The sequence below is a fragment of the Streptomyces sp. NPDC087215 genome (assembly GCF_044744885.1).
In the GTDB taxonomy this organism is placed as follows: domain Bacteria; phylum Actinomycetota; class Actinomycetes; order Streptomycetales; family Streptomycetaceae; genus Streptomyces.
In genome coordinates, this window is record NZ_JBIUZD010000003.1 from 62,641 (window position 1) to 76,072 (window position 13,432).

Annotated in this window: 12 protein-coding genes and 3 tRNA genes; 8 read left to right on the forward strand and 7 right to left on the reverse strand. The window is 72.5% G+C overall.

Annotation, left to right across the window (positions count from 1 at the left end):
* Window positions 1-133: 133 nt before the first annotated feature.
* The 5 genes from ACIO92_RS09680 to purS all read right to left on the reverse strand — a co-directional run bounded on the left by ACIO92_RS09680 (window position 134) and on the right by purS (window position 5,115).
* Window positions 134-1,147: a peptidoglycan DD-metalloendopeptidase family protein gene (locus tag ACIO92_RS09680; RefSeq protein WP_402280309.1), complete on the reverse strand. Its 1,014-nt coding sequence runs from the start codon at window positions 1,145-1,147 to the stop codon at window positions 134-136.
* Window positions 1,148-1,297: 150 nt separating this feature from the next.
* Window positions 1,298-1,804 (reverse strand): winged helix-turn-helix domain-containing protein, encoded by a 507-nt coding sequence (locus ACIO92_RS09685; protein ID WP_366444848.1) that lies wholly within the window; start codon window positions 1,802-1,804, stop codon window positions 1,298-1,300.
* A gap of 139 nt (window positions 1,805-1,943) precedes the next feature.
* The gene (gene purL, locus ACIO92_RS09690; RefSeq protein WP_401235411.1) at window positions 1,944-4,193 is read right to left on the reverse strand and encodes a phosphoribosylformylglycinamidine synthase subunit PurL; all 2,250 of its coding nucleotides are present in this window, start codon (window positions 4,191-4,193) and stop codon (window positions 1,944-1,946) included.
* On the reverse strand, window positions 4,193-4,873 hold the full coding sequence (purQ, locus tag ACIO92_RS09695; protein ID WP_366444846.1) for a phosphoribosylformylglycinamidine synthase subunit PurQ: 681 nt from the start codon (window positions 4,871-4,873) through the stop codon (window positions 4,193-4,195). The genes purL and purQ overlap by 1 nt, the downstream gene beginning before the upstream one ends.
* Window positions 4,870-5,115: a phosphoribosylformylglycinamidine synthase subunit PurS gene (gene purS, locus ACIO92_RS09700; protein ID WP_015035032.1), complete on the reverse strand. Its 246-nt coding sequence runs from the start codon at window positions 5,113-5,115 to the stop codon at window positions 4,870-4,872. Before purS ends, purQ begins: the two co-directional genes overlap by 4 nt.
* 452 nt (window positions 5,116-5,567) lie before the next feature.
* Here purS and ACIO92_RS09705 point away from each other — a divergent pair, with 452 nt between their 5' ends.
* From ACIO92_RS09705 to ACIO92_RS09740, 8 genes are all read left to right on the forward strand, one after another.
* Complete coding sequence (locus ACIO92_RS09705) at window positions 5,568-5,909, forward strand: Lsr2 family protein (protein WP_384853245.1); 342 nt, start codon at window positions 5,568-5,570, stop codon at window positions 5,907-5,909.
* Window positions 5,910-6,063: 154 nt separating this feature from the next.
* Window positions 6,064-6,135: transfer RNA gene (locus ACIO92_RS09710), tRNA-Gly, on the forward strand.
* A gap of 81 nt (window positions 6,136-6,216) precedes the next feature.
* Window positions 6,217-6,292: transfer RNA gene (locus ACIO92_RS09715), tRNA-Gly, on the forward strand.
* Window positions 6,293-6,731: 439 nt separating this feature from the next.
* Window positions 6,732-7,652, forward strand: coding sequence for an ABC transporter ATP-binding protein (locus ACIO92_RS09720; RefSeq protein ID WP_366444844.1), 921 nt, complete (start codon window positions 6,732-6,734; stop codon window positions 7,650-7,652).
* On the forward strand, window positions 7,649-8,452 hold the full coding sequence (locus tag ACIO92_RS09725) for an ABC transporter permease (RefSeq protein ID WP_366444843.1): 804 nt from the start codon (window positions 7,649-7,651) through the stop codon (window positions 8,450-8,452). The genes ACIO92_RS09720 and ACIO92_RS09725 overlap by 4 nt, the downstream gene beginning before the upstream one ends.
* Window positions 8,453-8,568: 116 nt before the next feature.
* Window positions 8,569-10,014, forward strand: a complete 1,446-nt coding sequence (locus ACIO92_RS09730; protein ID WP_402280305.1) for a sensor histidine kinase — start codon at window positions 8,569-8,571, stop codon at window positions 10,012-10,014.
* Window positions 10,011-10,748, forward strand: a complete 738-nt coding sequence (locus tag ACIO92_RS09735; RefSeq protein ID WP_366444841.1) for a response regulator transcription factor — start codon at window positions 10,011-10,013, stop codon at window positions 10,746-10,748. Before ACIO92_RS09730 ends, ACIO92_RS09735 begins: the two co-directional genes overlap by 4 nt.
* 22 nt (window positions 10,749-10,770) lie before the next feature.
* A tRNA-Gly gene (locus ACIO92_RS09740) sits at window positions 10,771-10,846 on the forward strand.
* 84 nt (window positions 10,847-10,930) lie between these two features.
* Here ACIO92_RS09740 and ACIO92_RS09745 read toward each other — a convergent pair.
* Together ACIO92_RS09745 and ACIO92_RS09750 are read right to left on the reverse strand one after the other, a co-directional pair.
* Window positions 10,931-11,839 (reverse strand): phosphoribosylaminoimidazolesuccinocarboxamide synthase, encoded by a 909-nt coding sequence (locus ACIO92_RS09745; RefSeq protein ID WP_366444840.1) that lies wholly within the window; start codon window positions 11,837-11,839, stop codon window positions 10,931-10,933.
* Window positions 11,840-11,966: 127 nt separating this feature from the next.
* A complete protein-coding gene (locus ACIO92_RS09750) occupies window positions 11,967-13,427 on the reverse strand; it encodes a N,N-dimethylformamidase beta subunit family domain-containing protein (RefSeq protein WP_351789771.1) in 1,461 nt (486 codons plus the stop codon).
* Window positions 13,428-13,432 lie beyond the last annotated feature (5 nt).

Here is a 13,432-nt window from a genome sequence, read left to right on the forward strand (position 1 = left end):
CCGTGACCGGGCCGCTCGGCCGGGCCACACCATGGCCGGGGCGCCGGGCCGTACGACGGGATTCCGCCGGGCCGACGGCAGCCGACGTCGGCCGACGTCACCGGGCCAGCCGGGGCCCTCGTGGCCGAGGAGGTCAGGCCGCTCGGGCGGTCCTGGGCACGGACTCGGACTCGGGCTGGGACTCGGACTGGGCCTCGGACTGGGCCTCGGACTCAGGCTGGGACTCGGACTCGGGCTCGGGCTTCGCCGTGGGCTCGGGCGGCGCATCGGTCCCGTACTCCGGCTCGGTGCCCGGCTCAGCCCCCGGCTCGGTGCCCGCTCGCTCGCCGGTCCCGAACGTCTCGCCGTTCGCGGGGACGCCGACTCCCCGCCAGGTGAACGGGACGCCCACGGCCGTGTCCAGGTCCGGGCCGTCCATCAGCTGGAAGTGCAGGTGCGGCTCGGTGGAGTTGCCCGAGTTCCCGCACCGGGCCAGTACCTGCCCGGCCGTCACCCGGTCGCCCGCGCGGACCGTCAGCGAGCCGCGCCGCAGGTGCGCGTACATCGCGTACGTACCGTCGCCGAGGTCCAGGACCAGGTGGTTGCCGGTCACCCGGCGCGCCCCGGCCAGCGACCTGACCAGGGACTCGGCCACCATCAGGTACACGAGGGCGGGCAGCGAGGTGCGGGTGCGGTGGTCGCGCTGCCGGTCCTCGGCGTGCACGACGACGGCGTCCGCGACGGCGGACAGCGGGGCGCCGAAGGCGGGGTACTCCTCGCTGCGGCGGCTCAGCGGCCACAGCGCGCGGAAGGCGGGCCTGCCGTCACCGGCGCCGCCCGGGGGACCCGCCGCCACGATGTCGATCGCGTACGTCTGCCCGTACAGGTGCGTCCCGTGGCTCGGGGTCCGGTCCGCCGGGCTGTTGAGGGCGGTCCAGCGGCCGGTGACCGGCGGGGCGACCTCGACCGGGCCCCGGTCCGCGACGGCGGCGCGGCGGGGACGGGCGGTGACGAGGAGGCCGATGCCGAGCACGGCGGCGGCGATCGCCGGGAGCCAGCCCGCCGCGTACGGGTAGGGCGGGGTCACGAAGACCGAAGCGAGCGCCTGCGCGACGAACAGCAGCATCAGCAGCCGGAAGGCCGTGGTGGCGAGTTTCCGTGACGACATGGACGTTCCCCCTGGACGGACGGTGGTGACGGGTGAGGACGGGCGACGGGCGGGACCCGTCAGGGACGGACGGCCGTCACGAGCGGACGGCGGTGAAGGAACGGGCGGCCGTGAAGGGACGGGCAGCCGTGAAGGGACGGGCGGCGCCCGTCACGACCGGGCGGCCGTGAGGACCACCAGGAGCGGGACGACCCGGGCGGCCGGGACCTCGTACCGGCCGCGCCCGCTGGTCTGCAGCCAGCCCGCGCCGGTCAGCTGGCGCAGATGGTGGTAGATCTGGCCGGTCGTGCCGGTCTCGGCCGACTCCGCCAGCTCGGCGGCGGTGCGCCGGCCGCCGAGGATCTCCCGCAGCAGCCGGAGCCGTACGGGATTCCCGAGCGCGGCAAGGTTCTCGGCGCCCAGGGCCCAGTCCTCGTCGAGCAGCCGCTCGGTGAAGGCGCCGAACTGCCACTCGTACCGCTCGTCGGTCGGCAGCCTGACCGAGCCCGTGAACAGGACCGCGCCGTCCTCACCGGCCGCCCCCGCCTCCTCGATCCGCTCCTTGAGCCCCTCCAGGGCCCAGAAGGTGCCGCCCACGGTCTCGGGCAGGGGCCGCTCGACGCCCTCAAGGGCCGCGACGCGCTCTTCCAGCGCGGCGACCCGCTCTTCCAGCTCCATGACCATGAGATTACGTAATTACGTAATCTCATGCAACCGACGCCGGAACCGCGTCCCGGGGCCCCCGTACGGAAAGAGCCCCCGCCCGGACCCGAAGGCCGGACGGGGGCTCCCCCGTGACTCCTGTGGTGCGACGCGATCAGGCCAGCAGGCCCGGGATCGTCGCCTCGTGCGCCGTGCGCAGCTCCGCGAGGGAGAGCGCGAACTCGCCCTGCACGTCCACCGCGTCACCGTCGACGACACCGATCCGGGCCGCCGGGAGACCGCGCGCACCGCACATGTCGGTGAAGCGGAGCTCCTCGCTGCGCGGAACGGCGACGACCGCGCGGCCCGCCGACTCGGAGAACAGGAACGTGAACGCGTCCAGGCCCTCCGGGACGACCAGACGCGCGCCGTGCCCGCCGCGCAGGCAGGACTCGACGACCGACTGCACCAGACCGCCGTCGGACAGGTCGTGCGCCGCGTCGATCATGCCGTCGCGGGACGCCGAGATCAGGATCTCGCCCAGCAGCTTCTCGCGGTCGAGGTCCACGGCCGGCGGCAGACCGCCCAGGTGCTGGTGGATCACCTCGGACCAGGCCGAACCGCCGAACTCCTCACGCGTGTCGCCCAGCAGGTAGAGGAGCTGGCCCTCTTCCGCGAAGGCGATCGGCGTACGCCGGTTGACGTCGTCGATCACACCGAGGACCGCCACGACGGGCGTCGGGTGGATCGCCACGTCACCGGTCTGGTTGTAGAGCGACACGTTGCCGCCGGTCACCGGGGTGCCGAGCTGGAGGCAGCCGTCCGCGAGACCACGGGTGGCCTCGGCGAACTGCCACATCACGGCCGGGTCCTCGGGCGAACCGAAGTTCAGGCAGTCCGAGATGGCGAGCGGCTTGGCGCCGGACGCGGCGACGTTGCGGTACGCCTCCGCGAGGGCGAGCTGCGCGCCCGTGTACGGGTCGAGCTTCGCGTACCGGCCGTTGCCGTCGGTCGCCATGGCCACGCCGAGGTTGGTCTCCTCGTCGATACGGACCATGCCCGCGTCCTCGGGCTGCGCCAGGACCGTGTTGCCCTGCACGAACCGGTCGTACTGGTCCGTGATCCAGGACTTCGACGCCTGGTTCGGCGACGACACCAGCCTCAGGACCTGGTCCTTCAGCTCGGCGCCGGTCGTCGGCCGGGGCAGCTTGCCCGCGTCGTCCGCCTGGAGCGCGTCCTGCCACTCGGGGCGGGCGTACGGCCGGTGGTAGGTCGGGCCCTCGTGGGCGACGGAACGCGGCGGCACGTCGACGATCTGCTCGCCGTGCCAGAAGATCTCCAGGCGCTCGCCCTCGGTCACCTCACCGATGACGGTGGCGATGACGTCCCACTTCTCGCAGATCTCCAGGAAGCGGGCGACGTGCTCGGGCTCGACGATCGCGCACATGCGCTCCTGCGACTCGCTCATGAGGATCTCCTCGGGCGAGAGCGTCGCGTCGCGCAGGTGCACCAGGTCGAGGTCCACGCGCATCCCGCCGGAACCGGCGGAGGCCAGCTCGGAGGTGGCGCAGGAGAGCCCGGCGCCGCCGAGGTCCTGGATGCCCGCGACCAGCTTCTCCCGGAAGATCTCCAGGGTGCACTCGATGAGGAGCTTCTCCTGGAAGGGGTCGCCGACCTGCACGGCGGGGCGCTTGGTGGGCTTGGTGTCGTCGAAGGTCTCGGACGCGAGGACCGAGACGCCGCCGATGCCGTCGCCACCGGTGCGGGCGCCGTACAGGATGACCTTGTTGCCGGGCCCGGAGGCCTTGGCGAGGTGGATGTCCTCGTGCTTCATGACGCCGATGCAACCGGCGTTGACCAGCGGGTTGCCCTGGTAGCAGGAGTCGAAGACGACCTCGCCGCCGATGTTCGGCAGACCGAGGCAGTTGCCGTAGCCGCCGATGCCCGCGACGACACCGGGCAGCACGCGCTTGGTGTCGGGGTGGTCGGCGGCGCCGAAGCGGAGCGGGTCGACGACCGCGACCGGGCGGGCACCCATGGCGAGGATGTCGCGGACGATGCCGCCGACGCCGGTGGCCGCGCCCTGGTAGGGCTCGATGTACGAGGGGTGGTTGTGCGACTCGACCTTGAAGGTGACCGCGTACCCCTGGCCGACGTCGACGACGCCCGCGTTCTCGCCGATGCCGACGAGCATGGCGTCGTTCTCCGGGACCTTCTCGCCGAACTGCTTCAGGTGGACCTTGCTGCTCTTGTACGAGCAGTGCTCGGACCACATGACGGAGTACATGGCGAGCTCGGCGCCGGTGGGACGGCGGCCGAGGATCTCACGGACGCGCGCGTACTCGTCCTCCTTGAGGCCGAGCTCCTTCCAGGGCTGCTCGCTGTCCGGCGTCTCGGCCGCGTGCTTGACCGTGTCCAGAGTCATCAGGCGTTGACCAGCTTCTTGAGGATCGAGGTGAAGAAACCGAGGCCGTCCGTCTTGCCCGTGCCGATGAGCGGCTCGACGGCGTGCTCCGGGTGCGGCATGAGGCCGACCACGTTGCCCGCGGCGTTGGTGATGCCCGCGATGTCGCGCAGCGAGCCGTTGGGGTTCACGTCCAGGTAGCGGAAGGCGACCCGCCCCTCGGCCTCCAGCTCGTCGAGCGTGCGCTCGTCGGCGACGTACCGGCCGTCCATGTTCTTGAGCGGGACCTCGATCTCCTGGCCCTCGGTGTAGTCCGAGGTCCAGGCGGTGCCCGCGTTCTCCACCCGCAGCTTCTGGTCGCGGCAGACGAAGTGGAGGTGGTTGTTGCGCAGCATCGCGCCCGGCAGCAGATGGGCCTCGGTGAGGATCTGGAAGCCGTTGCAGATGCCGAGGACGGGCATACCCGCCCTGGCCTGCTCGATGACCGTCTCCATCACCGGCGAGAAGCGGGAGATGGCTCCGGCCCGCAGGTAGTCGCCGTAGGAGAAGCCACCGGCCAGGACCACGGCGTCGACCTGCTTGAGGTCCTTGTCGCGGTGCCACAGCGAGACGGGCTCGCCGCCCGCGAGGCGGGCGGCGCGCAGCGCGTCCTGGTCGTCGAGCGTGCCGGGGAAGGTGACGACGCCGATGCGTGCGGTCACGACTCCACCTTCACGACGAAGTCTTCGATCACGGTGTTGGCAAGGAAGGTTTCGGCCATCTCATGGATGCGGGCGAGGGCGGCGTCGTCGACCGGTCCCTCCACCTCCAGCTCGAAGCGCTTCCCCTGGCGGACGTCGGCGATTCCGGCGAATCCCAGGCGAGGCAGTGCACGCTGCACCGCCTGCCCCTGAGGGTCGAGGATCTCCGGCTTGAGCATGACGTCGACTACGACGCGTGCCACTGGCACTCCCGGTGGTGTGTTGCGTGGGCGGTCCGCTCAGCGTACCTGCCTCCAAATTCTACGCGGGTAGAGATCTGAAGGATCCTCCAAAGGCCAGGTCACGGACCTGGCCGACCGACGGACGCCATCCGCACCCGAGCCCCTCCCCGCCCACGCAAAATTCCCGTGAAATATCGCGGCCCCGGTCGGATCTCATCGACTCCCACCACATCCCCCGGCGCTTCTCGGCCGGATGTCCGCCCCCTCTCCGCCGCATCTCCGCCGGATCTCATTGCACCGGGACACGCTCAAACAATTGCCGGGGCTTCCCCCTGCGACACCTGCCGCTGTAGAAAGGAATCCAGAAGAAAGCAGCATTGTCCCGGCACAGCCGTAAGGTCGTCATCGCCGCACGTCAGAGGCGCCACAAGCGTCCTCCCCCCGGCGTCGGCCGCAGGAAAGGACCGATATCCGTGGCTCAGCGTGTGGTGGTCACACTCTCCGACGACATGGACGGCGGAGAAGCAGCTGAAACGGTCGCGTTCGGCCTCGACGGGAAGATGTACGAGATCGACCTGAATGCTGCCAATGCAAAGAAACTCCGCAAGGCCCTCGCCCCGTACCTCGCGGCCGGACGCAAGCAGTCCGCGCGCGGGGCGGCCGGCCGGAGCGCCCCGGCGGAGACGTACACCCACACCTCCGTGGCCCCCGCCCCCGCGGCCGTCCGCGCCTGGGCCCAGTCCAACAAGATGGACGTGCCCGCCCGGGGCCGCATCCCGAAGCGGGTCTACGAGGCGTTCCAGGCGGCGAGCTGAGCCGAGGGCCCGCCGGGACCGCCCCCGAGGAGGGGCCCCGGCGGGCCGCTCCCGGGGCCGCCCCGGGAACCGATTTGCATTCCACCCCCCATGATCGGCTAAGGTTTGGAACACGCCGAGGGGCAAGGCCGAAAGGTCCGGCCCCGAGCAGCGTGCGGGTGTAGTTCAGTAGCAGAACATCCCCCTTCCAGGGGGAAGGCGCAGTGTGCAATTCCTGTCACCCGCTCTGCATCGCAAGACCGAGGCACTCCTGTGCATCGGGTAGAGTGATGCCCGCACCGCCCGGTGAAAGCCGAGCGGCAGCAATGCGGACGTAGCTCAGCTGGTAGAGCATCACCTTGCCAAGGTGAGGGTCGCGAGTTCGAATCTCGTCGTCCGCTCCAGATCGAAGGCCCGGTTCCCAGGAACCGGGCCTTCGTCGTGTTCCCGACCGACGCCGTCACCCGTCACGCGTCCCCCATCGCCCCGTGGCCCGTACGGCCTTCCTCCGTCGACCGGCTGACGGACCGACCGGCATCGGCGTCGACGTCGGCGTCCGCGTCCGTCGGCACCGGATCGTGCTCTGTCTCCGGCCTCGGCCTCGCCTCTGTCCCCGTCCGCTGTCCCCGTCCTCGTCGTCCCCGGCCTCCCGACGGCGTCCTCCTCGGCTTCCGGCCTCCGCTCCGGCCTCGTCAGCTCCGGCCTCGTCAGCTCCGTCCCCGCCGGTTCCGGCTTCGCACGGGGGCCCTCCTCTGCCGGCACGGCATCGGCATGACATTTGTCAGACGCGGGTGATGACGGCACGCACTGCCGTACGTCCGACGGCGCCGGGAACCTGGATCCATGACCCACGCGATCCAGGCGGAAGGCCTCCGCCGCACCTACTCCGGCGGTTTCGAAGCCGTCCGCGGCCTCTCCTTCACCGTCCCGCGCGGCGAGGTCTTCGCCCTCCTCGGCACCAACGGCGCGGGCAAGACCTCCACCGTCGAACTCCTGGAGGGCCTCGCCTCCCCCAGCGCGGGCACCGCCCGTGTCCTCGGCCACGACCCGTACCGGGAACGGGCCTCGGTCCGCCCCCGCATCGGCGTGATGCTCCAGGAAGGCGGCTTCCCCTCCGACCTCACCGTGGCCGAAACCGTACGGATGTGGGCGGGCTGCACCACCGGCGCCCGGCCCTCCGGCGACGTCCTCGACGCCACCGGTCTCACCGGCCGCGAGAAGATCCGCGTCAAGCAGCTGTCCGGCGGCGAACGGCGGCGCCTCGATCTCGCCCTCGCCCTCCTCGGCCGCCCCGAGGTCCTCTTCCTCGACGAACCCACCACCGGACTCGACGCCGAGGGCCGCCGCGACACCTGGGACCTCGTCCGCTCCCTCCGCGACGAGGGCACCACCGTCCTCCTCACCACCCACTACCTGGAGGAGGCCGAGATCCTGGCCGACCGGCTCGCGATCATGCACGGTGGCCGGATCGTGCTCTCCGGCACTCCCGCCGAGGTCACCGCCGCCCGCCCCGCCCGCATCCTCTTCACCCTCCCCCACGGCATCCCCGCCGCCCGGCTCCCGCTCCACCTGCGGGCCGCCGAGGACGGCGACCGCGTCGAGATCCGTACCACCGCGCTCCAGGACGACCTGGCCGCGCTGCTCGGCTGGGCCCGGGACCACGACGTACGGCTCGGCGGGCTCGACGCCCGCGCCGCCTCCCTCGAAGAGGCGTTCCTCGACATCGCCGGACGGATCACCACGGAAACGGAGCCCGCCCGATGAGCCCCCTCGCCCACGCCTCCTCCCGGGCACGGCTCGCCGTCCCCTCCCGCGCGCGGCTCGCCGCCCTCGGACGGGCCGAACTGACCCTGCTCCTGCGCAACCGCACCGCCCTCTTCGGCGCCCTCTTCGTCCCCGTCCTCATGGTCGAGGCCGTCCGCACCTCCCTCCGGAGCACCGACCTCGGCGGCACGGGCACGAGCATCGCGGAGATCGCCGTCACCGGCGCCGTCGCCATGGCCCTCCTCATGGGCGTCTACAGCAACCTCGTCGCCGCCTTCGTCACCCGCCGCGAAAGCCTCGTCCTCAAGCGGCTCCGCACCGGCGAACCCACCGATCCCGAGATCCTCACCGGCATCGCGCTGCCCGCCGTCGTCCTCGCCCTCGCCCAGTGCGCCCTGCTCACGACCGGTGGCGTCACCCTCCTCGGCCTGTCCGCGCCCGCCCGGCCCGAACTCCTCCTCGCCGGGGTCCTCCTCGGCACCGTCCTGCTCGCCGCACTCGCCGCCGTCACCTCCGTCGTCACCCGCACCACCGAGAGCGCCCAGCTCACCGCCCTGCCCCTGGTGATGCTCTCGGCCGTCGGTTCCGGCCTCTTCGTCCCCCTCTCCGCCCTCCCCGACCGGATCGCGTCCCTCTGCGAGCTGCTGCCCCTGACCGGCTCCGTGAGCCTCCTCCGGGCGGGCTGGGCGGGCGGCGCGACGGCGGGCGACCTCACCGACGCCCTCCTGCCGACGGTGGCCTGGATCGTGGTCTCGGTGTTTGCTGTCCAACGGTGGTTCCGCTGGGAACCCCGCCGCTGAACCCACCCCGAACCCGGGTGCCGACCCACCTGCCGAACCCAGGTGCGGGATCCAGGCGCTGGATCCCGCCGCTCGTTCCCGCCCCGTACGCCGAGACGTCGAGAGGAGCCGACACCGTGAAGAGCCTGCGCGCCCTGAGCCGCCGCAGCGGCCTGGACAAGGTCGACCTCTACACCCGGGTCACCGCGTACATGCTGCTGTGGACCTCCGTGTTCGTCCTCGGACTGCTGCTCCTCGTCCGGCAGGTCCGACACGAGGCCCCGCTGCCGCTCGTGATCGTCGCCCCGCTCCTCAACCTCGCCAACGGGCTCTTCTGCCACCGCTTCCTGCGCCTCGCCATGGACGCCTATCTGCGCCCCGGCACCCCGGTCCCGACACACGTCGTCCGGTACGCGGCGACCGCCGGGGCCGCGACCGCCGGGGCGGTCCTCCTCGAAGGGGCCACCGCCGACATCGGGGACCTGCTGCCCTCGATGCTCGCGGCGGCGCTCATCCCCTTCGCCGCCGGACACTGCCTGGTCCTCCCGGTGCGCCGGATCGTCCTCCACCAGGCGCTCCTGATCGCCCTGCTCGGCGCCCTCGTCCCGCTCACCGGCACGAACGCCGGGCAGACCCTGGGGGGCCTGGGGGTCGTCCTGTTCTTCACCGGCTGGCTGGCCGTGACCGTCCGCCTCTCCCTCTGGGTCCTCGGCGTCGTCTTCGAACTGCGCGCGGCACGGGACGTGCAGACCCGGCTCGCCGTCGCCGAGGAGCGGCTGCGCTTCGGCCGCGACCTGCACGACATCCTCGGCCGGAACCTCTCCGTCATCGCCCTCAAGAGCGAGCTGGCCGTCCAGCTCGCCCGGCGCGGACGCCCGGAGGCCGTCGACCAGATGACCGAGGTCCAGCGGATCGCCCAGGAGTCCCAGCGGGAGGTGCGGGACGTCGTGCGCGGCTACCGCGAGGCGGACCTGCGGGTGGAGCTGGAGGGCGCGCGGGGCGTGCTCGGCGCCGCCGGGATCGACTGCGCCGTCGACGCCCCCGCACTCGACCTGCCGGACCCGGTCCGGTCGGCGCTGGGCTGGGTGGTCCGGGAGACCACCACGAACGTACTGAGACACGGGGACGCGCGGAACTGCGCGATCACCGTCCGGGAGGAGAACGGCACGGTGCTGCTGACGGTCGTGAACGACGGGGCGGACGGCCCCGGGACAGGCACGGACCTGCCCGGCCGGGGCTCCGGCCTCGCCGGACTGCGCGAACGGCTCGCGGCCGTCGACGGCACGCTGGAGGCGGGCCGTGGCGACGGCGGTACGTTCAGGGTGACGGCCCGCGTACCGGCCACGGGTACGAGTACGGACTCGGGTACGGGCTCGGGTACGGCCACCGGTGCCCCGGTGCCGCCGGGGACGCCGGTGACCGTGCCGGTGACGCCCGTACGGGCCGTGGCGCCCGCCCCGGAACCTCCGCTCTCGGGGCCTACGCCGGGGAAGGTGCCCGCACCGACCGCGCCCGAGCCCCCCACACCCGAGTCGCCGGGGTCGCCGTCCGCGCCTCCTCCGGCGAAGGCGGTCGGCCGATGACCGCGCCCGGACCGGGCGACGCACCGGAGCAGGGCGATACGCCCGCCCCGGGAGCCGCACCCCACCCCGTACCCGCGCCGGAGCCGGTGGCCGAGGCGGACGCCCCGGCCACCGCCCCCGTACCCCCGCCCCTCCGTGTGCTGCTCGCCGACGACGAGCATCTGATCCGGGGCGCGCTCGCCGCGCTCCTCGGTCTTGAGGACGACCTCGTGGTCGTGGCCGAGGCGGCGACCGGGCCCGAGGCGCTCGCCATGGCCCTGGCCCACCGCCCCGACGTCGCCGTGCTCGACCTCCAGATGCCGGGGGCGGACGGTGTGAGGGTCGCCACAGCCCTGCGGGACGAACTCCCCGGCTGCCGCACCATGATCGTGACCGGCCACGGCCGTCCCGGGCATCTCAAGCGGGCGCTCTCCGCCGGGGTCCGGGGCTTCGTGCCGAAGACCGTCAGCGCCCGGCGGCTCGCCGAGATCATCCGCACCGTGCACGCCGGAAACCGCTATGTCGACCCGGAGTTGGCGGCGGACGCCATAGCCGCCGGAGACTCCCCGCTGACCGCCCGGGAGGCCGAGGTGCTCGAACTCTCCGCCGACGGAGCCCCCGTGGCGGAGATCGCCCGGCGGGCCTCCCTCTCCCCCGGAACCGTCCGCAACTACCTCTCCTCCGCCGCCGCGAAACTCGGTGCGGAGAACCGGCACACGGCGGTGCGTCTCGCGCAGACCAAAGGTTGGGTATAGTTGGCCCCGCGCAACAGCACATGCGGACGTAGCTCAGCTGGTAGAGCATCACCTTGCCAAGGTGAGGGTCGCGAGTTCGAATCTCGTCGTCCGCTCCACGAAGAAGCCCCCGGTCGATCCGACCGGGGGCTTTCTCGTGCTCCCGCCCCCCACCGGCGGCGGGGGCGGGGAGCACCGGACGGCTAGAAGCTGTCCGACCAGGTCTTCCCGGTCAGCAGCTCGTACGCCTCCAGGTACTTGGCGCGGGTGGCGTCCACGATCTCCTGCGGGAGCGCGGGCGGCGGCTGCTCGCTCCGGCGGTCCCAGCCGGAGGCCGGGGAGGTCAGCCAGTCACGGACGAACTGCTTGTCGTACGAGGGCTGGGCACGGCCCGGCTGCCACTGGGCGGCGGGCCAGAACCGCGAGGAGTCCGGGGTGAGCACCTCGTCGGCGAGGACGAGGGTCTCCCCGTCGAAGCCGAACTCGAACTTGGTGTCGGCGAGGATGATCCCGCGCTCGCGGGCGATGTCCCTGGCCCGGCCGTACACCGCGAGCGTCGTCCGGCGCAGCAGCGCGGCGGTCTCGGCGCCGACCTGCCGGGCGACCTCCTCGTACGAGACGTTCTCGTCGTGGTCGCCGACCGCCGCCTTCGTCGCGGGGGTGAAGATCGGGGCGGGCAGCTCGGAGCCGTCGCCGAGCCCCTCGGGGAGCGCGAGACCGCAGACCGTACGGGACTCGTCGTACTCCACGAGACCGGAGCCGGTGAGGTAGCCGCGGGCCACGCACTCGACCGGGACCATGGCGAGCGACTTGCAGATCAGGGTGCGCCCGGCCCAGTCGGCGGGGGCGCCGGCCGGAAGCTCGGTCGAGAGCACATGGTGCGGGACCAGGTCGGCGAGCCGGTCGAACCACCACAGGGAGAGCTGGGTGAGGACCCGGCCCTTGTCGGGGATCTCGGTGGGCAGGACCCAGTCGTACGCGGACAGGCGGTCGCTCGCCACCATCACGAGGTCACCGGCCTCGTTCCGGTACAGGTCGCGCACCTTGCCCGTGTGGAGATGGGTCAGGCCCGGGACCTGGACGGGCTCGGGCTTTTCTACGAATCCGGACACGGTTCCTCCGCGTAGGTTGATCCAGGAGCGCTTCGATTCTCTCGCACCCGGCCGCCACCACGGCGAGCGGCCCCGGTCAGCCCCGGCCGACCCCTGCCGATCCCGGTCGGCGGACGCCCCGACCCGGTCAGTCCCTCTTGCAGATCCGGTCGAGGAGGTTCGCCGTGGCCCGCTGCACCCGGGCGTCCACGTGCCCCGGCCGGTCGAGCGCGGGCGACCAGGCGAAGGTCCCGGAGGCGAAGACCCAGGCCCCCGAGGGCGCCCGGTACAGCGAGGTCTCCTGGTGCCGCAGCGCCCCCTCCCCGTCCTGGTAGGGCGAGTGCGCGAGCAGGATGCGGCCCTGGTGCTCGGGCAGCGGCGTGCGCGGGAAGTAGCGGTCCGCCTCGCCCGCGACCAGTCCGGGCAGCTCGTCGCCGTCGCCCGCCCCGGTCGCCTCCCACAGCCAGTGCCCCGCGTTCCTGACGACCAGCGGACGCGGCTCCGGCACCCGCCCCGCGTACTGGATGCCGAGCAGCTGCTGCTCCGGCCGGTCCACCTCGCGCCAGAGCGCGGACCGGCCGGGACCGCGCCGCTTCCGGCAGGTCAGGAGCCGGTCCGGGACCCCCGAGGGCGAGGGGCCCAGCTCCACCTGCCAGTACATGGTGTTGGCGGAGAGGAAGACCAGCGAGGTCCCCTGGTCACGGGCGCGCTCGACGGTCCTGCGCATCGGCACCGACCAGTACTCGTCGTGCCCGGGGAAGACGAGGCCCCGGTAGCGCCCGGGATCGACCCGGCCCGCGTGCAGGTCGCGGGTCTCCGCGTACGCCAGGTCGTAGCCGTAGCGCTCGGCCCAGCGGATGAAGTCGTACGCGTGCCCCACGTGCAGCGGCAGTCCCGCGCCCGCGTAGGGACGGTCGAAGGAGACGGTGACGGCCGCGTCCTCCTCGCCGAGCAGCCGTCCCTCCTCGTCCCACGCGTGGTAGAGGCTCGCACCGGTGTGCCCGTCCTCCGGGTAGAGGTTGTACGCCTGCCAGGTCACGTCCGGCAGGACGAGCAGCAGGTCCGCCGGGTGGCTGTCCCGGACGGTGAAGGGGATGTGCGAGCGGTGCCCGTCGGCGGTGGTGAGCACGGCCACGTACGCGCCGATCGACCAGTAGGACGGGACCTGGAGCCGCCAGGACTGCCACCAGTGGTGGCAGGAGACCGTGCGGTCGGCGGTGAGCGGGGCGGGCTGGACGATCCCGGAGAGCCGGGGGCTCGTGGTGATCTTCGCGGCGCCGTGGCCGCCGTAGTGACCGATCCGGTAGATGTCCACCGAGAACTCCTGCGGCGGGTCCACCGTGATGTGGAAGTCGATCGACTCGCCCGGTGCCACCGCGCCCTCGGAGGCGAAGCCCTTGATCTGGCGGCGCACGTCGTCCGCCGTGCGCGGGCCACCGTTGCCCCCACTGGCCAGGATCTCGTCCGCGTACCAGGGCACCATCTGCCCGGTGTCGTCGAAGTAGTTCTCGGAGCCGCGCAGCCAGGGCAGCGGGCCCTGGCCGAAGGGATCGGAGACGGCGTGCGCCAGCGCCCCCGACTCCCACCTCCTGATCTGGTCCGCCCCCATGGTGC

What these genes read in the sequence shown, in the direction of transcription:
- ACIO92_RS09680 (WP_402280309.1), bottom strand. Translation starts at nt 1,147, where the DNA reads ATGTCGTCACGGAAACTCGCCACCACGGCCTTCCGGCTGCTGATGCTG.
- ACIO92_RS09685 (WP_366444848.1), bottom strand. Translation starts at nt 1,804, where the DNA reads ATGGAGCTGGAAGAGCGGGTCGCCGCGCTGGAAGAGCGCGTCGCGGCC.
- purL (WP_401235411.1), bottom strand. Translation starts at nt 4,193, where the DNA reads ATGACTCTGGACACGGTCAAGCACGCGGCCGAGACGCCGGACAGCGAG.
- ACIO92_RS09720 (WP_366444844.1), top strand. Translation starts at nt 6,732, where the DNA reads ATGACCCACGCGATCCAGGCGGAAGGCCTCCGCCGCACCTACTCCGGC.
- ACIO92_RS09725 (WP_366444843.1), top strand. Translation starts at nt 7,649, where the DNA reads ATGAGCCCCCTCGCCCACGCCTCCTCCCGGGCACGGCTCGCCGTCCCC.
- ACIO92_RS09735 (WP_366444841.1), top strand. Translation starts at nt 10,011, where the DNA reads ATGACCGCGCCCGGACCGGGCGACGCACCGGAGCAGGGCGATACGCCC.
- ACIO92_RS09750 (WP_351789771.1), bottom strand. Translation starts at nt 13,427, where the DNA reads ATGGGGGCGGACCAGATCAGGAGGTGGGAGTCGGGGGCGCTGGCGCAC.